This is a genomic window from Butyricicoccus porcorum (assembly GCF_051246315.1).
Lineage (GTDB): Bacteria > Bacillota > Clostridia > Oscillospirales > Butyricicoccaceae > Butyricicoccus_A > Butyricicoccus_A porcorum.
Window position 1 is genome coordinate 415,541 of record NZ_CP178353.1, and the last position, 21,227, is coordinate 436,767.

Here is a 21,227-nt window from a genome sequence, read left to right on the forward strand (position 1 = left end):
AATCCATATGTGTTTCGACAGGGGCGCACAGCATGTGCGCCCCTGTTTGCATATCTGAGAGCTGTGTACAGAGGAGAGATTGGTTATGAAAACACTGTTACAGGGCGGAAGCATTGTCACCGCGTCCGGCGTCACCCGCGCCGACCTGCTGATCGACGGAGAAAAAATTGCAGCTATCGGCACCGGGCTGTGTGCAGACGGTGCGCAGACCGTCGATGTCTCCGGTCGGCTGCTGTTCCCCGGCTTCATCGACGGGCACACCCATATGAATCTCGCTGTTGCAGGCACGGTGACAGCGGATGATTTCGCCACCGGCACACAGGCCGCCATTGCGGGCGGCACGACAACCATTGTCGATTTCGGCACACAGTACAAAGGCGAAACGCTCCAGCAGGGACTGGACAACTGGCATGCGATGGCAGATGGCAAGTGCAGCTGCGATTACGGCTTTCACATGTCCATCGCGGACTGGAATGCCGGTGTGCGCAGTGAGCTGCCCGCAATGTTCGCGCAGGGCGTGAGCACCTTTAAGCTGTACCTGACCTATGACAACATGATGGTGGGCGACCGCGCGGTATATGAAATCCTCCGGGAGCTCGCCCCGATGGGCGGTATCTGCGGTGTTCATTGCGAGCACAACGAGGTCATCAAAGAATTGCAGGAGGAGGAGTTGCGCAAACCGGCTCCCGGTCCGCACTCCCATGCCGCCAGCCGCCCCGCTGCACTGGAGGCGGAGGCGATTTCCCGCCTGCTGCGCCTTGCACAGGTCGCACATGCCCCGATATGGATTGTACATCTCTCGACAAAGGAAGGGCTGGAGGAAATCCGCCGTGCGCGCAGGCGCGGACAGACCGTCATTGCGGAAACCTGCCCGCAGTATCTGCTGATGGACGAGGGCATGCTCTCCCGCCCAGACGGAGACAAATTCATCTGCGCGCCTCCTCTGCGCACGAAGGAAGACCAGGACGCGCTGTGGGACGCACTCAAAGCCGGCGAAATCCAGATTATCTCCACAGATCACTGTTCCTTCACGACCGAACAGAAAAAACTCGGCGCAGATGATTTCCGCAAAATTCCGGGCGGCCTGCCCGGCGTCGAGACGCGCGGCGTGCTGCTGTACACATTCGGCGTTTCCGAAGGACGGCTGACCCCTGCCGATCTGTGCCGTCTGCTGAGCGAAAATCCGGCAAAGCTGTTCGGCCTGTATCCAAAGAAGGGTGTGCTCGCACCCGGTTCGGACGCGGATATTGTCGTCCTCGACCCGAACCGCCCGTCGGTCATCTCCGCCGCCGCGCACCACAGTGCATCGGACTACGAGCCGCTGGAAGGTACGCCGCTCACCTGCTCGATTGACCGCGTTTATCTGCGCGGTACGCCCACCGCACAGGACGGTGCGCTGACAGCCGGATGCATCGGCCGGTATCTCCCGCGCCGTCTTCCGGCATTCGGGGAAATTCGATAAAAATTTTTTAGATAACCTTAAATTTAATTTGATTTTTCATTGCATAATCCCCCACACCGTGCTACAATAGGAACAACTTACCGCAAAGTCGCACAAGAAACCCACTGTTTTCTGGAATATTTTTGGAGGAATTACCCGCATGATAGATTTGACCCGCGAGGAAGACGCCCTTGCCTGCAACATCCAGACGGCAAGGGAAAACCACATCATCATTCCGACCATTGCACAGATGAAGAACCCGGAGACCGTGCCGGAAGCGATTCAGCAAAAGCTCAAGACGGTCGGCCTGTGGGACGTCAACCCGCTCAATCTGTTCCGCATCACGTGGAAAAATGAACCGAAAGAATCCGGCGGTCTGTTCCGCAGTGTGCCGAATTATATTGAGCTTCCGAGTGAACTGACCGGCGTGCCGTGCCGCATCATTGCGATGGTCGGCAAGTGGTTCCCAACCGGCTGCCACAAAGTCGGCGCATCGTTTGGTTGTCTGGCGCCGCGCCTGGTCACTGGACAGTTTAACGTCAAAAAGCACAAGGCGGTCTGGCCGTCCACCGGCAACTACTGCCGCGGCGGTGCATTCAACTCCAAGCTGCTCGGTGCGCAGGGCGTTGCCATCCTGCCGGCGGAGATGAGTCAGGAGCGCTTTGACTGGCTGCACTCCATCGGTGCCGAAGTGATCGCAACGCCGGGCTGTGAATCCAATGTCAAGGAGATTTTTGACAAGACCAATGAGCTGAAGCAGGATCCGAGCTATATGATCTTCAACCAGTTCGAGGAAATGGGCAACCCGCTGTGGCATTACAACGTCACGGGCAACGCGCTGGCAGATGTCTTTGAAGCCGTCAAACGGCCGGGCGACCGCTTTGCGGGCGCATGCTTCACCTCCGGCTCTGCCGGAACGATGTCCACCGGTGACCGCCTCAAGGAGCTGTATCCACGGCTGAAGCTGGGCGTCGGCGAGGCACTCCAGTGCCCGACCATTCTGAATAACGGCTTCGGCGGCCATCGCATCGAGGGCATCGGCGACAAGCACATTCCATGGATTCACAACGTCAAAAATACCGACATGGCAATTGCCATCGACGATGAGGATTCCCAGCGCCTGCTGCGCCTGTTCAACACGCCGGAGGGACAGCAATACCTGCGCGAGGAACTGAAGCTGGACGACACGCTGATCGAACAGCTGACCTGGCTCGGCATCTCCGGCATCGCCAACGTCCTGTGCTGCATCAAGATGGCAAAATACTATGAGTTCACCGAGCGCGACATCGTCGGCACCGTCCTGACCGACTCCGCCGTCATGTACGGCAGCCGCATTGCCGAGCTGAACAGAGAATACGGCGCATACAGCTGCAACGACGCGCTGCTCGACCACAACCTGCACATGCTCGGTCTCAAGACCGACAACATGCAGGAGCTGACCTACCGCGATCGCAAGCGCGTGCACAACCTCAAGTACTACACCTGGGTCGAACAGCAGGGCAAGACCGCCGAAGAGCTGGATGCACTGTGGTACGACACTGAGGGCACCTGGGACACCGTACACGCACAGGCCGCCGACCTCGATGACCTCATCAATGAATTCAACGAGCGCACCGGTCTGCTCAAAGAACTGTAAGCGGAGGAGCTTTGGATGAAACAGGTGATTTCCGCCGTCTGCATCCACTGCGGGCATGAGGTCGAGGCAACACCTACGATCACAACCTGTCCGAAGTGCGGCGGCATTCTGGATATCAAATACGACTACAAATGGATTTCCGCGCATGTAACGCGGGAAACGCTGGAACGCCGTTCTGACCGCACCATGTGGCGCTTCCGCGAGTTCCTTCCGGTGGAAGGGACGGCTCGCCGCCCGCGGCTGCGCGTCGGCGGTTCCCCGCTGTATGACTGTCAGAACCTCGCCGACCGGCTCGGTATCCGCAAGTTATACGTCAAGGATGACGGCGTCAATCCGACCGCATCACTCAAGGACCGTGCCTCTGCTATGGCGGTCGTCAAGGCGGAAGAAGCAAGAGCGGACACCATCGCGTGCTCGTCCACCGGCAATGCGGCCTCCTCGCTCGCGGGCAATGCCGCCGCCGCAGGCTTCCGCACCTATATATTCGTGCCGTCGCGCGCGCCGAAGGGCAAAGTCAGCCAACTGATGATTTTCGGCGCAAATGTCATTTCGGTCAAAGGCTCCTATGAGGACACCTTCCGCCTGTCAGCGGAGGCCATCGACCGCTGGGGCTGGTATAACCGCAATGCGGCGATCAATCCCTATCTGATGGAGGGGAAAAAAACCGTCGCGCTGGAAATCGCAGAACAGCTGAACTGGAACATGACGGATTATGTCGCCATTTCCGTCGGCGACGGCTGTACCATTTCCGGTGTCTGGAAGGGCTTTACCGATCTGTATGCGGCGGGCTTGATCGACAAACTGCCGCGGCTGATCTCTGTACAGGCGGAGGGCTGCTGCCCGCTCAACCGCGCCATCCAGACAGACACCGCATGGGAGCCGATGGAGGAGAACACAATTGCGGATTCCATCGCCGTCGGCGTGCCGCGCAACCCCGACAAGGCGCTGCGTGCCATTCGTGAATCCAACGGCATCTGCGTCAATGTCTCCGACGAGGAAATTCTCGCCGCGATGCGCCTGCTCGGCAGGACATGCGGCGTGTTCGGTGAACCTGCCGGTGTCACCGGCACAGCGGGTGTAAAAAAAGCCGTGGAGCTCGGCCTGATCCCGTCTGACGCGACAGTGACCAGCGTTGTTACCGGCAATGGGCTGAAGGACACCGCAAATGCCATTGCAGCTGCGGGAGAACCCATCGCCATCGCACCGGATATGGATCTGCTGCTTGAGGCATTCCGCAAAACCGGCGGCCCGCAGTAAATTCCCACAAAAACTTTACAGCAATTCCGACAAGGGTGTTGGCCTGCATGCGGTGCGATGGATTCCATTGGCGCTGCCGTGCGCGGTCCGCACCCTTGTTTTCGCTCCCCGTCTGGAATATCCGACGGGAGCATGGTATACTGTTATTACAATCTGTAACTTCATGGCTTTATTCAGAAAAGGAGGCTGCTGCATGTTTACCGTAACCATAAACGGGCAGACATACCAGTCCACAGCGGACAAATCCCTGCTCCGTTTTCTGCGCGACGACCTGCACCTGACCGCTGCAAAGGACGGGTGCAGTGAGGGCGCCTGCGGCGCCTGCACCGTAATCATAGACGGCGAAACCGCACGTGCCTGCGTCTGGAAGCTGTCACAGCTCACAGGCAAAGCTATCACAACCATTGAGGGACTGACCCCGCGCGAACAGGAGGTCTATGCCTATGCATTCGCAGAGGCGGGCGCTGTCCAGTGCGGATTCTGTATTCCGGGCATGACACTGTGCGGCAAAGCACTCATCGACCGCATCCCCGACCCGACCGATGAACAGATTGCCTACGCCATCCGCGACAATTATTGCCGCTGTACCGGCTATGTGAAAATCAAAGCCGCCATCCGGCTCGCGGCAAAGCTCATTCGCGAAAACCTGCCGGTTCCGGAGCGGACAGCGTGCACCGGTATCGGCACACGCACCCAGCGCATTGACGCGCGTGAAAAAGTGCTCGGTACGGGCAAATATCCCGATGATCTGTATCTCGACGGCATGCTGATGGGCGGCGCTGTGCGCGTCCCCTATGCCCGCTGCCGTATCCTCGATATCGACGTATCCAAGGCACAGGCGTTGCCGGGTGTGCGCGGCATTTACTTTGCCGAGGACATCCCCGGCTCCAATGTCACCGGCCACATCATGCAGGACTGGACGGTACTCGTCCCGCGCGGCGGCATCAGCCACACCATCGGTGACGCGGTCTGCCTGATTGCAGCGGACGACGACGAAACGCTGCAAAAAGCGAAAAAGCTGGTTCGTGTCACGGCCGAAGAGCTTCCCGGTGTATTCAGCCCGGTGGAGGCAATGGCAGACGGCGCGCCCATTGTCCACGAAGGGCATGCGGACAACATCCTGTCGCACCAGCATCTCGTGCGCGGTGATGTCGAACTGGAAATTGCCCGCGCGCCGCACGTCGTCACCCGCCACTACTCCACGCCGTGGACAGAGCATGCCTTCCTCGAGCCGGAATGTGCGGTCGCCATTGCAGATAAAACTACCGGCGAATGCACCATTTACTCGACCGACCAGGGCGTTTACGCGACCCAGCACGAATGCTGCAATATCATGGGCGTGAAACCCGACCAGATGCACGTGGTCAACATGCTGGTCGGCGGCGGCTTCGGCGGCAAGGAGGATCTGACGGTACAGCATTACGCCTGCATTATGGCATGGCACACCGGTAAGCCGGTCAAAATGCGTCTGTCCCGCCAGGAATCGCTGATGATCCATCCGAAGCGCCATTCGATGGAAATCGACATGACGACCGCCTGTGACGACAACGGCTATATCAAGGCAGTCAAGGCAACCGTCATTTCAGACACCGGCGCCTATGCGTCGCTGGGCGCACCGGTTTTGCAGCGCGCCTGCACCCATGCCGCCGGGCCGTACAACTTCCAGAATATCGACATCGACGGCATCGCCGTCTATACCAACAACCCGCCCGCCGGTGCGTTCCGCGGCTTCGGTGTCACGCAGACCTGTTTTGCATCCGAAAGCAACCTCAATCTGCTGGCGGAGATGGTCGGCATTACCCCGTGGGAAATCCGGTTCCGCAACGCCATTCGCCCCGGACAGGTGCTGCCGAACAACCAGGTGGCCTTTCCCGGCACTGCGCTCGCAGAAACGCTGCTCGCGGTCAAGGACGTTTTCGACGCAAACCGCGGGCACGTCGGCATCGCCTGCTGCATGAAAAACGCGGGCACGGGCGTCGGTCTGGCCGACTGGGGCCGCTGCCGCCTGACAGTCGAGGACGGCAAAGTCTACATCCGTTCGGGCGCCAGCTGCATCGGGCAGGGACTCGGCACGATTCTGACCATGGTCGCCATCGAGTGCACACAGCTGGACGAAAGTCAGATTGTTTATGTCCCGGCGGAGACCATCAACGCTCCCGACTCCGGTGTGACCTCCGGCTCGCGCCAGACACTCGTCACCGGCGAAGCGCTGCGCCGCGCCTGTGAACTGCTCAATCGTGATCTCAAAAATTACCGCTCGCTGAAAGCACTGAACGGCAAGGAATACCTCGGCACGTATCTCGCCAAGACCGACAAGATGGGGTCAATCAAGAAAAACCCGGTTTCGCATGTCGGTTACGGCTACGCGACCCAGCTCGCTGTCGTCGACCCGGAAACGCGCCGTATTTCCCAGATTTATGCCGCACACGATGTCGGGCGCGCCATCAACCCGCTCAACGTCGAGGGGCAGATTGAAGGCGGTGTTTTGATGGGCATGGGCTACGCCATACAAGAGCGCTTTCCGCTGGAAAACGGCATTCCGAAGGTCAAATACGGTTCGCTGCGCGTACCGCGTGCGCTTGAAGCGCCGGAAATCATTCCGATCATCGTCGAACAGAACAAAGAAAAACTCGCGCTCGGCGCCGTCGGCTGCGGCGAAATCACATCCATTCCGACTGCCCCGGCCATTGCAGGCGCCTATTATGCGCTCGACAAACAGCTGCGCACCGCACTGCCGCTGGAAAACACGCCGTATGCGCCGAAGGAAAAGCTGCCATATACCGCACTTGTCCTGCAGAATGGTGATATCCTATTCGACCCGGAAACCTGTATCTTCTGCGGCATGTGCATGCGCGGCTGCCCGGCAGAAGCAATTTGCGTCAGCCGGTCGGACAAATCGTGGGCAATGGATCCGGATGCCTGCCTGCACTGCGGCATGTGCATCTCTCACTGCCCGAAGCACTCCCTTTCTTTTTTCCACAAATAGCCACGTCCAAAGGAGGCGTATCCATATGAGCATTGAAATGAAGCCAATCCCGTTTCGAGCGCTGCTCGACCAGGCATGGAAGGAATACCGGTTCAAGGGAACAATGTTCGGCGTGCCTGCCACTTCTATCATCGTATTCCGCAATTATGCACCGCTGTTTGGCAAGACGCTGAACAGCCCGGTCGGCCCGGCGGCAGGCCCGCACACCCAGCTCGCACAAAACCTGATTGCGGCCTATGCCGCAGGCGGACGATTTTTCGAGCTCAAGACGGTACAAAAGCTGTGGGGCGACCAGCTCGGCATCCAGCGCCCGTGCATCTATGTACGCGACGAAGCCTACAACACGGAATGGTCGACGGAGCTCAGTCCGGAGCAGGCCGCAGCGGAATACATCAAGGCATGGATTGCCATCAAGATTCTGCTGAAGGAATTCCGGCTCGGTGAACCGGATGCCTTTGTGTTCAACATGTCGGTCGGCTATGACCTCGAGGGCATCAAAAGCCCATCGGTCGATGCATTCATCGAAACCATGAAGGACGCCTCCTCCTCCCCGGTCTGGAAGGCATGCATTGCGGAGGCGAAGGATATGATCTTCGATGTGGTAGATGACGACTATATCGATTCCATCTCGCCGCACATCAGCAACAATGTCACGATTTCCACAATGCACGGCTGTCCGCCGGAGCAGATTCAGGCAATTGCCGAATACATGCTGCGGGAAAAGGGGCTGCACACCTATGTCAAATGCAATCCGACACTGATCGGCTACGACAAGGCGCGCGAACTGCTGGACAATCTGGGTTATACCGACGTGGAATTTGGCCGCGAGCACTTTGAGCACGACATGCAGCTGCCGGACGCAATCACCATGATTGGCCGCCTGCTGGAGGTCGCGGAATCGCTCGACCTGCGCTTCGGTGTCAAGCTGACCAACACCTTCCCTGTCAAAATTACGCACGGTGAACTGCCGGGCACGGACATGTACATGTCCGGCAAGGCGCTGTTCCCGCTGTCCATGCACACGGCGGCGCTGCTGTCTGAGGCGTTTGAAGGCTGTCTGCCGATTTCATATTCCGGCGGCGCAGACATCGACAACATCGACAAAATCTATTCGACCGGTATTTATCCGATTACCGTCGCCACTGTCCTGCTCAAGCCGCACGGCTATCAGAACCTGCGCAAGCTGGTGGAAAAGTGCGCAAACATCAAACCGGATTTTTACGGCATTGACACGGCGCGTGTCCGCGAGCTGGCAGAGCGCAGCACGGCCGACGACCATCTCCGCCGCAAGCCGCGCAAAATTGCCGCCGGACAGACACCGCCGTTCGCCTGCGGGTGCTGTACGACCTGCGTTGATGTCTGCCCGAACCGCGCAAATTATTTCATCGACGGTTTGCAGAAAAAGGTCATCCATCTGGACGGCCCGTGCAACGACTGCGGCAATTGTGCAAGCCTGTGCCCCTTCGGCTTCACGCCGTATGCCGATAAATTCGTGCTGTATCCCGACGTAGAAACACTGAAACAGAGCGAGCGCGATGGCTTTGCCATCACCGACAGCGGCTATTTTGTCCGCTATTCGGGCACGCTGGGCACCGATACCAGCAGCCTGCCTGCCGAGGTGATCGAACTGATGGACGCCGTCCGCACGATGCACCTCGCCACGTAATCCGCGCAAAAAAGCAGACGCCCAAAAAAGCGTCTGCTTTTTATTCTCAGCAGTGGCCGCCGCAGGTTCCCCGGCTGCCGCACGAGCCACAGGAATGACCTTCGCCGTGGTCGTGGTGGTCACAGGTCACATCCGGGTTTGGTGCAAGCATACCCGCCAGCAATGCGCCGACCTGAAGATCTGCCTCGCCGCTGGCGCCTGCGAATACCGCAATGCCCGCATCCATCAGCGCGGTGCGCGCACCGCCGCCGATGCCGCCGCATACCAGGATGCCGACGCCCTGCTTTTTCAGGAACTCCGCCAGCGCGCCGTGGCCGCTGCCGTCCGTGCTGACGACCTCCATGTTGGTGATGTGGTCGTTCTCCACCGTGTAAATCTTAAACTGCTCAGTGTGACCGAAATGCTGGAAAATCTGTCCGTTTTCATAAGTTGCTGCAATCTTCATGCTGTTCTCTCCTTCGTCAGTGCGGAATACCGCCATGTGGTCAACGCGCCCGCGGCACGCGGCATTGTGACCGCAGCAGCCCGGTTCACTGCGGCGGCAGAGGGCATAATTTCCGCCCGCAACCACAAGCTGCCTGCCATTGACCAGAGCATCCGCCGTCTTGCGGCGCGCGCGCGTCCAGATGCCTGCGACCGTCGCGCGGGCAATGCCCATCTGCGCAGCGCATTCCTCCTGCGTCAGCCCTTCGAGGTCGATCAGGCGAATGGTCTCATATTCGTCCACCGTCATCGTGACCGCCGGTGTATGTGCCTGCCCCGCAGGGCCGAACACCGTATGCTCCGGCAGGCCGCACACGCGGCGGCATTTTGTTGGTCGCGGCATGGTTGCGCCTCCGTTTCTGACATATGTCATTTATTTCTCTTTCAGCATACGCCTTTTTGTGGGGGATGTCAATGCATTTTCGCCGCAAAAAGCGCAAAAAAATCCGCCCCACTGCTGGAAGGGCGGATACAGGCTTGTTACGCCGGCTGTGCAATCGGCGCCGATGCTCCAAAGGGAAGGTCTGCAAAGACATTGCAAGTAATACGGATCATCGACATCACTACAGTGGTGAGAATGCGGCAGATGTGGAAGACATCATCGCTGATGCTGTGTTCCGGCTGTGCGACATAGCTCCGATGCTGTTCAGAGATGGAAGCGATCAGGGCTTCCGGTGTCTGCGGGATGTCCGCCAACAGGGGCTTGACCCAGCCGTCAAACTTGGTCTCATCGATTCGTTTGGAAATCGTCAGGCTCGTGCGTTTTTCGTATACATAATGTGCGAACAGTCCATGTTCGTAAATATCGTCGTTGTGCGGAAAGCTAAAGAAATCTGTAATATAATGGCAGATTACACCGAGCTCCTCGCTGAGCTTGGCGCCGTTGGTTTCACTGATGCAAAATTTGGATGCAAAATCGCGGATGCGCTGCATCACTTCTTCAAACATGAGGGACGGATAGTGCCGTTTGGTCAGATATTCGCCCTTCAGGTCGGGTTTCAGGTTGCCAAAAACGAATGCTTTTCTATCGAACGAAATGCCGTCAGTCTTTTCCACGTAGTCCAGCAGGTAATGCGCTACCGTCGTATGGGACACTGAATCCATCGGCATCACTCCTCTCTTTTGTTGTCTTCAGTGTAACACACTCGGCGCACAATGAAAACGGCAAAACAGTGAATTGTTTGTAAAGTTTTTTGCCACGTTCTTCATTTTTTCACCAAAAAAGTCTCAGATCTCCATTTTTATGGATAAAATCTGAGACTTTTGAAAATATTACTGTTCTGTACACAAACCAGGCGTCACAGTGCGCGGTAATATTCGCTCTTGTAGCCGAGCTCACCGTCCAGCGCGCGGCGCAGCGTATTGCACAGCGCATCGCGGTCACGGTTGAGCGTGCCCTTGAGCGAGAGGTAATTGGACGCATGGTTGGAGCGGAAAATACTGCCCTCGCTGTCGATGTGCTCGAGCATCAGCAGCGTTTCCTGCGCTACCTGCGGCGCGGTCAGCAGCTGGAATTTGCCTGCCTCCCACTCCTTCTGCAATGGCGTGCCGCCCTCGAACATGAGCGTCAGCAGGCCGATATAGTCCGGCTTCATGCGGGAAAAGGCATCTGCCGTGCCCAGCGCATGCTCGCGCCACAGCTCCGTGCCGCCGAGTCCATTGATTGCCGTAACCGACAGCTTCATGCCTGCGTCCTTGACCATCTGTCCGGCGCGGACAATTTCATCCACCGTCACACCCTTGTTGACATGCGTCAGCACATCATCACAGCCGGATTCCAGGCCGAGATAAATCATCTTCAGGCCGAGCGAGCGCAGCAGCGCGAGCTGCTCCGGCGTCTTGGTCAGGATACTCTTAGGCGAGCCATAGCTGGTTACGCGCGTGCACTCCGGGATGGTGTCGCGGATATGCTGCAAAATAATTGCAAGATCCTCCGTGCGGCGCATCAGTGCGTCGCCATCGGCGAGGAAAATGCGTTCAATGTGGCTGTACGCGCGGCGCGCCAGAATGAAATCCTCCAGCACATCCTCCAGCTTGCGCAGATGGAACTGCTTTTCCTTGTACATATCACAGAACGTACAGCCGTTGTGGCTGCACCCGATGGTGACCTGTACGATCAGGCTGTAGGCTTCACTCGGCGGACGAAATACGCGGCCTTCATATCTCATAGGTATTCTTGCTCCTCAGGAAAAATATATTTTTGCACAAAAAGCAGGCGGAGCGCCGCGCACGCGTGCCCCGCCCGGATTGGTTTACGGGAATCAGTCCTCGTCAGAATCGGAAGCCTCAATCTCTTCCTCTGCTTCCTCAGCAGCTTCTTCTGCCGGAGCTTCCTCTGCCGTCTCGTCGGCAGCTTCTTCCGGCTCCTCGACAGCCTCCGGCTCTTCCATGGTCATCTGCTCCTCGGCAGCCTCGCAGGTCTCTTCGCTTGCCGCACACGCATCTGCGCACTCACAGGCTTCGCATGCATTCTCGTTCTCTGCGTTCATATCATCCAGCTCGCTCATTGCCTTGAGTTCCGCCTCATGATAAACCTGCTCGCTCTTGCTGTGACGGTATGCTGCAACGCCTGCTACAACGGCACCGGCGACGGCACCGGCAGCGGCAACGCCGATGCCAATCTTTTTCTTGTTATCAGTCTTCTTGGCTTTCATTGCGAAAAACTCCCTCTCGTCGCCGCGGTACTCCGCGGGTAGTCATATGATACTTTCCCCGCCGTCAAAGCACGGCAAGGTTGCGAACATATCTTTGTTCTATAATAGTTATATGTTACCACAGATTCTTTCAATCTGTCAATCTTTCCATGAAATATTCCCAATTCATCTTGCATTTTCTCCTATTTTCACAGCAAATACACCAAGATTTATCCGAATGGTACATTTGCCGATTGACGAACGCCGCGAATGTGCTATAATGAGCCAAGTTTGGAGTATGCTTCATGAGAATAACAGGTGACAAAAGATGATTGCAACCAAGAAAAAACTGCCCTTCCACATCGGCATGCGGACAGTTAAGACCGCACTTGCCGTCGGCCTTTCGCTGCTGACCGGTTATGCCATCAAAAGCGAATATCCGCCGTTTCTCGCCATCGGCGCACTCGGCGCAATGGAATCCTCCATCACCGCGTCGTTCAAAGGCGCGCGCGACCTGACGGTCGGCAACCTCGTCGGCGCACTGCTGGCCATGGGATTTTCCCTTGTCTTTTCCGGACATATGGCAATCGGCTGTGCACTGGGCGTCATCATTATGATTGTCGTGTGCAATATGCTGCATATGCGGGCTTCCACCACCAGTTTGGCCTGTGTCGTATTCTGCTGCTGCCTGACCGACCTGCTTGCGACAGGCAACCTGTTTTACGGCCTGCTGCGCTTCCGCGACACCGTCGTCGGCACCGCCATCGCGCTCGCCGTCAACATGCTCATCCGCCCGTACAGCGGTGCGGCGCACACAAAGGACAGCATTATCAAGGCGCAGAAGGCGATGCTTCCGCTGCTGAAACAACGCGTGCTGCGCGGACGCATCCCTGACCTGCGCGACCTGCGCGCGAGCATCAGTGAGCTCGACCGCAATGTCAGTGTGCTGCTCGATGAGCGCATGAACAAATCACTCAAAAAATCCGAGGTTGCCCACCTGCGCGGCTGCCAGCAGCTGCTGTGGAAAATGCGCGACGCGCTCATCGGCATCTGCTGTATCGACACCATGCCGAGCCCGTCGCCGGAAAATCTTGCGCGCATCGAAGCACTCGGGCTGACGCGCGAGAACGGCAAAACCGAATGCATTCTGGACGGCGCCTGCGCGCCGGAGGACACCGTGGTTTTGAATTACTACCTCAAGGTGTTCCTCGATTCCAACGAATATCTGACCATGCTGCTCGAGCTGTGAGCAGTGCAGGCAGGCCGAACGGCCTGCCTGCTTTTTTTAGCTCAGTGCAGATTAAACCATGCATTGCGCCCGGCATACAGGCCCTGCCCGTCCAGTTCCTCCTCGATGCGCAGCAGGCGATTGTATTTTGCTACGCGGTCGGTGCGCGACGGTGCGCCCGTCTTGATCTGTCCGGCATTCAGCGCCACCGCGAGGTCTGCGATTGTCGTGTCCTCGGTTTCGCCCGAACGGTGCGAGATGACCGCCGTATACCCCGCGCGGTTTGCCATGGTCACCGCGTCGATGGTCTCCGTCAGCGTGCCGATCTGATTGACCTTAATCAGGATGGAGTTTGCCACACCGGTTTCAATGCCGTGGTGCAGGCGGCTGGTATTGGTCACAAACAGGTCGTCGCCGACCAGCTGCACGCGGCTGCCGACCAGGTCGGTGAGCTGCTTCCAGCCCTCCCAGTCCTCCTCTGCGAGACCGTCCTCCAGCGAGATAATCGGATACTTTTCCACCAGCTGCGCCCAGTATTCCACAAGCTGTGCACGGCTCATGTGCGTACCCGCCTTGGGCAGCTGATAATACCCGCCGTCCTCCGGATGATACCATTCGGACGATGCGGCATCCATTGCAATCAGGAAATCTGCGCCCGGCGTGTAGCCCGCCTGTTCGATGGCGCGCAGAATCACTTCAAGTGCCTGTTCATCACTCTTCAGATTGGGAGCAAAGCCGCCTTCATCGCCCACGCCCGCCGCAGGCGTTCCATTTTGCTTCAAAACGCCGCGCAGGGCATGAAATACCTCCGCACACTGGCGAAGCGCCTCGCGGAAATCTGACGCCCCCACGGGCATAATCATAAACTCCTGGATGTCCACATTGTTGGACGCATGTGCGCCGCCGTTCAGAATGTTCATCATCGGCACGGGCAGCGTCTTCGCGTTTACACCGCCGAGATATGCATACAGCGGCAGGCCGTATGCCTGTGCGGCCGCGCGCGCGGCCGCAAGGCTGACGCCGAGAATGGCATTCGCGCCGAGTCGCGACTTGTTCTCCGTGCCGTCCAGCTCCCGCATGGCACGGTCAAGCTCGGGCTGGTTTCCCGCATCCATGCCGATGACGGCATCGGCAATTTCGCCGTTGACCGCATGCACGGCATGCAGCACGCCTTTGCCGCCATAACGCGTTTCCTCTCCATCGCGCAGCTCACATGCCTCATACTGCCCGGTAGACGCGCCGGACGGCACGGAGGCACGCCCTACAAACATGCCGTTGTCGCCGCATACGCACACCTCGACCTCCACAGTCGGATTGCCGCGCGAATCCAGAATTTCGCGCCCGTTTACATCCACAATTTCAATCGCCTGTTTCATGCTGTTCTCCTTTTCGTGTTTTCAGACAGCCCGGCGCGCAAAAAAAAGCGGCAGACCGCGAATTTGCCCGAAGGCAATCGCAATCTGCCGCAAATCGTCAATTCAAACGGGAATCAATCCATCAGAGACTTGCCGTCCATCTCAGCCGGCTGGGGCAGGCCGAGAACCTGAAGCATCGTCGGTGCGATATCCGCCAGACGACCCTCATGCAGGGTGCACGGATGGCCGACAACACAGAACGGAACCGGATTGCACGAATGCGCGGTGAACGGGGAAACACCGTCCTCCTCCAGCATCTGATCCGCATTGCCGTGGTCAGCGGTAATCATTGCAACGCCGCCCATCTCAAGGATAGCGTCTACCGTTCTGCCGACACAGGTATCAACAGCCTCAACTGCCTTGACTGCCGCGTCAAATACACCGGTGTGACCGACCATGTCGCAGTTCGCATAGTTCAGGATGATGACATCGAACTTACCGCTCTTGATCTCCTCAACCACCTTGTCGCATACTTTATATGCGCTCATCTCCGGCTGGAGATCATAGGTGGCAACCTTCGGGGAAGCGATCAGGTCGCGCTCCTCGTTCTTGTACGGTGTCTCGATGCCGCCGTTGAAGAAGAACGTGACATGTGCGTACTTTTCGGTCTCGGCGATGCGCAGCTGGGTCAGGCCATTGTCGGCGATATATTCGCCGAACGTGTTGGTCAGCGACTGCGGCTTGAACGCAACATGGACATTCGGCATCGTCGCGTCATACTGCGTCATGCAGACGTAGTAAACCGGGAAACAGCCGTTGCGGCGCTCAAAGCCGGAGAACTCCGGATCGACAAAGGTGCGGGTGATTTCACGCGCGCGGTCCGGGCGGAAGTTTGCGAAGATAATGGAGTCATTCTCCCTGATCTGTGCATCCTTTGCGGTGACAACCGGAACAACAAACTCATCGGTCACGCCTGCGTCATACGATGCCTGCATTGCAGCAACCGGATCCGGATTGTACTCGCCCTCGCCGTATACCATTGCAGCATATGCCTTGGAAACGCGCTCAAAGCGGTTGTCACGGTCCATCGCATAGTAACGACCCTCGATGGTAGCGATCTTGCCAACACCAACCTCGTCCAGCTTTGCCTTCATCTGGCGGACAAAATCGATGCCGGAGGTCGGCGGTACATCACGGCCGTCCATGAAGCAATGGACAAATACCTTGGTCAGGCCGCTCTTCTTTGCCAGGTCGACCAGGCCACAGATGTGCTCGATGTGAGAGTGTACGCCGCCATCGCTCATCAGGCCATAGATGTGCAGTGCACTGTCGTGCTTCTTGCAGTTCTCAACGGCACCGAGGAATGCCTCGTTCTCGAAGAACGTGCCCTCCTTGATCGCCTTAGAGATGCGGGTCAGCTCCTGATAGACGACACGGCCCGCGCCGATGTTGGTATGGCCGACCTCACTGTTGCCCATCTGGCCGTCCGGCAGACCGACATCCAGGCCGGAGGCTCCGAGCTGCGTGGTCGGATTTTCCGCAAACAGGCGGGTCAGGTTCGGATGATTTGCAGCATGGATTGCGTTGCCCATGTCGCTCGTGCGCAGGCCAAAGCCGTCCATAATAATGAGTATTAACGGTTTTTTCATAATTAACCTCGTTTCTGAAAATTCCGGTGCGCGGCGTGGGAAGGGGGACACTGTGCCGCGCGCAAAAGCACATCGGCGGACCGCTCAAACAGATGAAACAGCCCGCCGATGGAATGTGCAGTTAAATTACTGGTTTGCTGCTTCGATGATTGCGAAGAAATCGTTCGGCTTCAGGGAAGCGCCGCCAATCAGGCCGCCGTCAACGTCCGGCTTGGAAAGCAGCTCCGCTGCGTTCTTAGCGTTCATGGAGCCGCCGTACTGAATGGTGATTGCACGTGCAGCGCGCGCGCCGTACAGCTCTCTCAGGCAGTCGCGGATTGCGCCGCAAACTTCGTTTGCCTGGTCAGCGGTAGCGGTCTTGCCGGTGCCGATCGCCCAGATCGGCTCGTAAGCGATGACAACCTTCTTGACGTCGTCAACGGATACGCCCTGCATTGCGCACTTAACCTGCTTGCGGACGATTTCAGACCAGATGTCCTGCTCGCGCTCGTCCAGGGACTCGCCGACACAGACGATCGGGCGGAAGCCGTTCTCCAGAGCGACCTTGACCTTCTTGTTGACGGTCTCGTCGGTCTCTGCGAAGTACTGACGGCGCTCGGAATGGCCGATGATAACGTACTTGACACCGCATTCCTTCAGCATGTCAGCGGAAACCTCGCCGGTGTAAGCGCCCTTCGGCTCAAAGTGCATGTTCTCAGCGCCGATGGCAATCTTGGAGCCCTTTGCAGCCTTGACAGCGGTCGGGATGTCTACGTACGGTACGCACAGTACCATCTCACACCACTTGACCTTGCTGACCAGCGGCTTGAGCTCTTCGATCAGAGCCTTTGCCTGGCTCGGGGTCATGTTCATCTTCCAGTTACCAGCGATAATAGTCTTGCGATATCTGCGATTCATATTGGTTTTCCCCTTCCTAGAAAAATCCTTTTTTGATCGGCAACAGGTGCCGAAACGTTTTATATCTCAGCGTCCCTGCGGCGCGCAGCTGCAGGGACGGACTGAACGAAAACTTACTTGTCCTCGAGGCATGCGATGCCCGGGAGAACCTTGCCTTCCATGAACTCCAGCGAAGCGCCGCCGCCGGTGGAGATATGGGTCATCTTGTCCGCGTAGCCCAGCTGCTGAACGGCTGCTGCGGAATCGCCGCCGCCGATGATGGTGATCGCATCGGTCTTGCTCAGAGCCTCTGCAACTGCCTTGGTGCCGACTGCGAACTTCTCGAACTCAAATACGCCCATCGGGCCATTCCAGATGACGGTGCCTGCGTCAGCAACTGCATCGCAGTATGCCTCAACGGTCTTCGGGCCGATGTCCAGGCCCTGCCAGCCGTCCGGGATTTCGCCGGCAGCGACAACCTTGCTGTCTGCGTCTGCTGCGAACTTGTCCGCAATCACGGTGTCAACCGGCAGCAGGAGCTTGACGCCCTTTGCGTTTGCCTTCTCGATCATCTCGAGCGCATAGCCCTTCCAGTCTTCCTCGAGCAGGGAATCGCCGATCTTGCCGCCCTGTGCTGCGGAGAAGGTGTATGCCATGCCGCCGCCGATGATAATGGTATCAGCGATTTCAAGCAGGTTGTTGATGACGCCGATCTTGGACGAAACCTTGGAGCCACCCAGGATTGCGACCAGCGGACGCTTCGGAGCTGCCAGTGCGCCGCCGATGATCTCCAGCTCCTTCTGGATCAGGAAGCCGGAAACTGCCGGCAGGTAAGCGGCAACGCCTGCGGTGGAAGCATGTGCGCGGTGTACGGTGCCGAACGCGTCGGAAACGTAAACGCCGCCCTCACCGGCCAGGTCAGCCAGTGCCTTTGCAAATGCCGGATCGTTCTTGGTCTCGCCGTTGTCATAGCGCAGGTTTTCGAGCAGCAGGATCTGTCCCGGCTGGAGAGCTGCAGCCTTTGCCTTTGCGTCCTCGCCGACGATGTCCTTCGCCAGGATGACTTCCTTGCCCAGCAGCTCGCTCAGGCGTGCTGCGACGGGAGCCATGGACAGCTCAGGCTTCCACTCGCCCTTCGGCTTGCCCATGTGCGAGCATGCGATAACTGCCGCATTGTTATCCAGCAGATACTGGATGGTCGGCAGGGCTGCACGGATGCGCTTGTCATCGGTGATGACGCCGCTTCCGTCCTTTGCCATCGGAACATTAAAGTCACAGCGCAGAAGTACCTTCTTGCCATTTACGTCGATGTCTACGACACTCTTCTTATTGTAGTCCATTGTATAACACTCCTTATTAACTGGAACAACGTACTGTCATACGTGGAAAGCAGCAAATATGCGCGTTTCCACCCAAAAATTATACCGTCTTGCGGCGTAGTTTTCAAGATGCTTTTGTTAAAAAATGCCCAATCCGGCGATTTTTTCAGCTGAGCTGCGGGTCAGTCGCGCGGTTTTCCGCGAAAAATGACTGCAATCGACTGCGGGCCGGCATTTGTCGTAACCGCCATACCAATCGGATAGCGCTCGACAGAGCCGAAGCCTGCCTCCAGCATCAGCTTCTCGGCAAGCGCAATCTGCTCCTCCGGCACAGCCGCATAGACCACATAGGCCGTCTGTCCTGCGGGATCGACCGCCTCCTTCTTCGCCAGCTCGACCAGCTTCGGCACGACATTTTTGTCGCCGCGCACCTTCGTGCACACATCAACCGAGCCTGCGCGCACGAGCGAAATCGGGCGCAGACCGAGCGCTTCGCCGACGAACGCCGTGCCGCCGGAAATGCGTCCGCTCTTCTTGAGGTGGCGCAGGCTGTACACGCCGAGATATGCCTCCATGCACTTGATGCTGTGGCGCATGGTGCGCACAATCTCGTCAAACGATGCGCCCGCCTCGCGCAGCTTTGCGCCCTCGATAACGACATTGCCGTACATATAGGTGTAGCTCTCGGAATCGATCAGCTCGATCACCATATCTTGCCCGCATTCCTCATAAAACATGTCGCGGACAATGTTCGCGGTCTGATAGGAGCCGGAGCCTGCACCGTTGATGATGACGCCGACACAGTGCGTGCAGCCCTCCGCCTTCGCCTTTTTGTACTGCGCCATCAGATCCTCCATTTTGATCTGCGACGTCTGCGGTATCTCGTCGCTCTCCAGCAGGAGCTTCCAATATTCCTCCGGCGTGATGTCATAATACTCGCGGTAGGTCTTCCCGTTCGCCTGAATCTGAATTGGGACGATATCAATATTCCAGCGTTCCGCCTGCTCGTGCGGCAGATCGGACGTCGAATCTGTGAAAATGCAAATTTTTTCCATTTTGTGCTACCTCTCAAATCTCCGGAAACGGTCCTGCGCTGACCAGCCCTTCAAAGTCATTCTGCCGCAACGCCTCATAGACCAACACAGCCGCGCTGTTGGACAGATTGAGGCACCGCGCACCCTCGCGCATCGGAATGCGCACACAGCGCTCCGGGTGCTCCGCCAGCATGGCCTCCGGCAGACCCTTCGTCTCCTTTCCGAACAGCAGATAGGCGTCCGGCGGATATGTGACGTCAGTATAACGCTGGGTTCCCTTGCTGGTGGCATAAAAATACGTGCCGTCGGGGTTTTTCTCCCAGAATTCGTCCAGTGAATCGTAATATCGCACATCGAGCAGATGCCAGTAATCCAGACCGGCGCGTTTGAGCTGTCTGTCCGTAATTTCAAAGCCGAGCGGCCCAACCAGATGCAGTGTGCAGCCGGTGACGGCACAGGTACGCGCAATATTGCCGGTATTCTGTGGGATCTCCGGCTCTACCAAAACAATGCCAAGCATATCCATTCCCCTTCTGTCTGATGCAGCGCACTGGTTGCGCGGCTGCCATATAATAATAATAGGCTATTTTCGCATCTATTTCAAGCAAGTTTTGCGGCAAAACGCGAAAAATCTGCGCATTCGCCCGCCTTTTTTGCGTTTTTTTATCGAAAAACGCAAAATGCCCCGCAGCCATCCGGCCGCAGAGCATACATTGCGATAACATTTGTATCATTTTCTGGCAGTTTCAAACCATGCGCGGGTCTGCGCAACATCGTCCGAAATGGCAGCTTTGAGCTGTTCACTGTCATCAAAGCGGCGCTCCGGGCGCAGGAAATGCAGCAGCTGTACCTGGACAAACGCCCCGTACAGATCACCGTCAAAGTCCAGAATGTGCGGCTCGACGCATGCGGCATCTCCCTCTCCGAAGGTCGGATGCACGCCGATGTTGGTCACGGCGATGTGTGATTGCCCGCCCGCGATGACGCGCGAGACATATACGCCGAACGGCGGCGCCTGCATCTCCTTCGGCAGCGCAAGATTGACTGTGCGGAAGCCAAGCGTGCGCCCGACGCGGCGGCCGTGCTGCACGGCGCCCGCAATGGTATACGGATGGCCGAGGAATTGTGCGGCGCGTTCCAGATTGCCCGCTGCAATCTGCTGGCGGATGTATGTCGAGCTGACAACGATGTTGTCGATCTTCACGCTCTCCACAATGTCGCAGCCGATGCCGAGGCGCACGCACTCCTCACGCAGGCGCTCCGGCGTGCCCTGCCCGCGATAGCCAAACCGATTGTTCTCGCCTGTGATAATCCAGCAGGCGTGGAACTGGCCGACCAGCACATCGTCGACAAAGCGGCGCCAGTCCATGTTGCGCATCTCGTCATTGAAATGCCCGAAGATGACCTCATCTACACCGCCCAGCTCACGGATTTCATCCCTGCGGCGCGCCTCCGACGTGATGAGCGGCACAGGCTGACCGGTAATCACGGTATCGGGATGCACGTCGAACGTGAACACCGAGGAAACCGCGCCGTTTTCCTGTGCGCGCTGCACGGCGAGGCGCATCAATGCCTGATGCCCGCAGTGTACCCCGTCAAAATATCCCAGCGCAATGGCGCGCTTTGCGTCTTTCTCTATCATGATTGGTTGATCCTCTTCCCCC

At 57.8% G+C, this 21,227-nt stretch carries 17 protein-coding genes; 6 read left to right on the plus strand and 11 right to left on the minus strand.

Going from position 1 to position 21,227, the window contains the following annotated elements; genetic code table 11:
• The first annotated feature begins 85 nt into the window (after positions 1 to 85).
• From hydA to ACLM7Z_RS01935, 5 genes are all read left to right on the plus strand, one after another.
• Positions 86 to 1,462 carry a dihydropyrimidinase gene (gene hydA, locus ACLM7Z_RS01915; protein WP_435645533.1) on the plus strand — a complete coding sequence of 459 codons (1,377 nt, stop codon included), beginning with the start codon at positions 86 to 88 and terminating at the stop codon, positions 1,460 to 1,462.
• A gap of 139 nt (positions 1,463 to 1,601) precedes the next feature.
• Positions 1,602 to 3,077 carry a pyridoxal-phosphate dependent enzyme gene (locus ACLM7Z_RS01920; RefSeq protein ID WP_273350142.1) on the plus strand — a complete coding sequence of 492 codons (1,476 nt, stop codon included), beginning with the start codon at positions 1,602 to 1,604 and terminating at the stop codon, positions 3,075 to 3,077.
• A gap of 15 nt (positions 3,078 to 3,092) precedes the next feature.
• The gene (gene thrC / locus ACLM7Z_RS01925; RefSeq protein ID WP_087022125.1) at positions 3,093 to 4,334 is read left to right on the plus strand and encodes a threonine synthase; all 1,242 of its coding nucleotides are present in this window, start codon (positions 3,093 to 3,095) and stop codon (positions 4,332 to 4,334) included.
• Between the two features lie 193 nt (positions 4,335 to 4,527).
• Positions 4,528 to 7,320 (plus strand): selenium-dependent xanthine dehydrogenase, encoded by a 2,793-nt coding sequence (gene xdh / locus ACLM7Z_RS01930; RefSeq protein WP_273350140.1) that lies wholly within the window; start codon positions 4,528 to 4,530, stop codon positions 7,318 to 7,320.
• Between the two features lie 25 nt (positions 7,321 to 7,345).
• Entirely contained in the window at positions 7,346 to 8,986 is a 1,641-nt protein-coding gene (locus ACLM7Z_RS01935) for a hypothetical protein (RefSeq protein ID WP_087022131.1), read from the plus strand.
• A gap of 46 nt (positions 8,987 to 9,032) precedes the next feature.
• Here the strand turns inward: ACLM7Z_RS01935 and ACLM7Z_RS01940 are convergent, their stop codons facing one another.
• The 4 genes from ACLM7Z_RS01940 to ACLM7Z_RS01955 all read right to left on the minus strand — a co-directional run bounded on the left by ACLM7Z_RS01940 (position 9,033) and on the right by ACLM7Z_RS01955 (position 12,123).
• Complete coding sequence (locus ACLM7Z_RS01940) at positions 9,033 to 9,812, minus strand: DUF134 domain-containing protein (protein ID WP_087022614.1); 780 nt, start codon at positions 9,810 to 9,812, stop codon at positions 9,033 to 9,035.
• Positions 9,813 to 9,949: 137 nt separating this feature from the next.
• Positions 9,950 to 10,573: a zinc dependent phospholipase C family protein gene (locus ACLM7Z_RS01945; protein WP_435645534.1), complete on the minus strand. Its 624-nt coding sequence runs from the start codon at positions 10,571 to 10,573 to the stop codon at positions 9,950 to 9,952.
• A 194-nt stretch (positions 10,574 to 10,767) separates the two neighbouring features.
• Positions 10,768 to 11,637: a radical SAM protein gene (locus tag ACLM7Z_RS01950; protein WP_087022417.1), complete on the minus strand. Its 870-nt coding sequence runs from the start codon at positions 11,635 to 11,637 to the stop codon at positions 10,768 to 10,770.
• 93 nt (positions 11,638 to 11,730) lie between these two features.
• On the minus strand, positions 11,731 to 12,123 hold the full coding sequence (locus ACLM7Z_RS01955) for a hypothetical protein (protein ID WP_087022420.1): 393 nt from the start codon (positions 12,121 to 12,123) through the stop codon (positions 11,731 to 11,733).
• 307 nt (positions 12,124 to 12,430) lie between these two features.
• On the opposite strand from ACLM7Z_RS01955, the gene ACLM7Z_RS01960 reads away from it, so the two are divergent.
• Positions 12,431 to 13,351 (plus strand): FUSC family protein, encoded by a 921-nt coding sequence (locus tag ACLM7Z_RS01960; RefSeq protein WP_435645535.1) that lies wholly within the window; start codon positions 12,431 to 12,433, stop codon positions 13,349 to 13,351.
• A gap of 41 nt (positions 13,352 to 13,392) precedes the next feature.
• Here ACLM7Z_RS01960 and eno read toward each other — a convergent pair whose 3' ends face one another.
• From eno to ribF, 7 genes are all read right to left on the minus strand, one after another.
• On the minus strand, positions 13,393 to 14,706 hold the full coding sequence (gene eno / locus ACLM7Z_RS01965) for a phosphopyruvate hydratase (protein WP_273350282.1): 1,314 nt from the start codon (positions 14,704 to 14,706) through the stop codon (positions 13,393 to 13,395).
• A 113-nt stretch (positions 14,707 to 14,819) separates the two neighbouring features.
• Positions 14,820 to 16,334, minus strand: coding sequence for a 2,3-bisphosphoglycerate-independent phosphoglycerate mutase (gene gpmI / locus ACLM7Z_RS01970; protein ID WP_087022429.1), 1,515 nt, complete (start codon positions 16,332 to 16,334; stop codon positions 14,820 to 14,822).
• Positions 16,335 to 16,460: 126 nt separating this feature from the next.
• Complete coding sequence (gene tpiA / locus ACLM7Z_RS01975) at positions 16,461 to 17,231, minus strand: triose-phosphate isomerase (RefSeq protein ID WP_087022433.1); 771 nt, start codon at positions 17,229 to 17,231, stop codon at positions 16,461 to 16,463.
• Positions 17,232 to 17,344: 113 nt separating this feature from the next.
• Positions 17,345 to 18,550: a phosphoglycerate kinase gene (locus tag ACLM7Z_RS01980; protein WP_087022436.1), complete on the minus strand. Its 1,206-nt coding sequence runs from the start codon at positions 18,548 to 18,550 to the stop codon at positions 17,345 to 17,347.
• Positions 18,551 to 18,711: 161 nt separating this feature from the next.
• A complete protein-coding gene (locus ACLM7Z_RS01985) occupies positions 18,712 to 19,584 on the minus strand; it encodes a DegV family protein (protein WP_087022439.1) in 873 nt (290 codons plus the stop codon).
• Between the two features lie 13 nt (positions 19,585 to 19,597).
• Positions 19,598 to 20,083, minus strand: a complete 486-nt coding sequence (trmL, locus tag ACLM7Z_RS01990) for a tRNA (uridine(34)/cytosine(34)/5-carboxymethylaminomethyluridine(34)-2'-O)-methyltransferase TrmL (RefSeq protein ID WP_087022442.1) — start codon at positions 20,081 to 20,083, stop codon at positions 19,598 to 19,600.
• A gap of 210 nt (positions 20,084 to 20,293) precedes the next feature.
• Positions 20,294 to 21,205 (minus strand): riboflavin biosynthesis protein RibF, encoded by a 912-nt coding sequence (ribF, locus tag ACLM7Z_RS01995; protein ID WP_087022445.1) that lies wholly within the window; start codon positions 21,203 to 21,205, stop codon positions 20,294 to 20,296.
• Between the last annotated feature and the right edge of the window lie 22 nt (positions 21,206 to 21,227).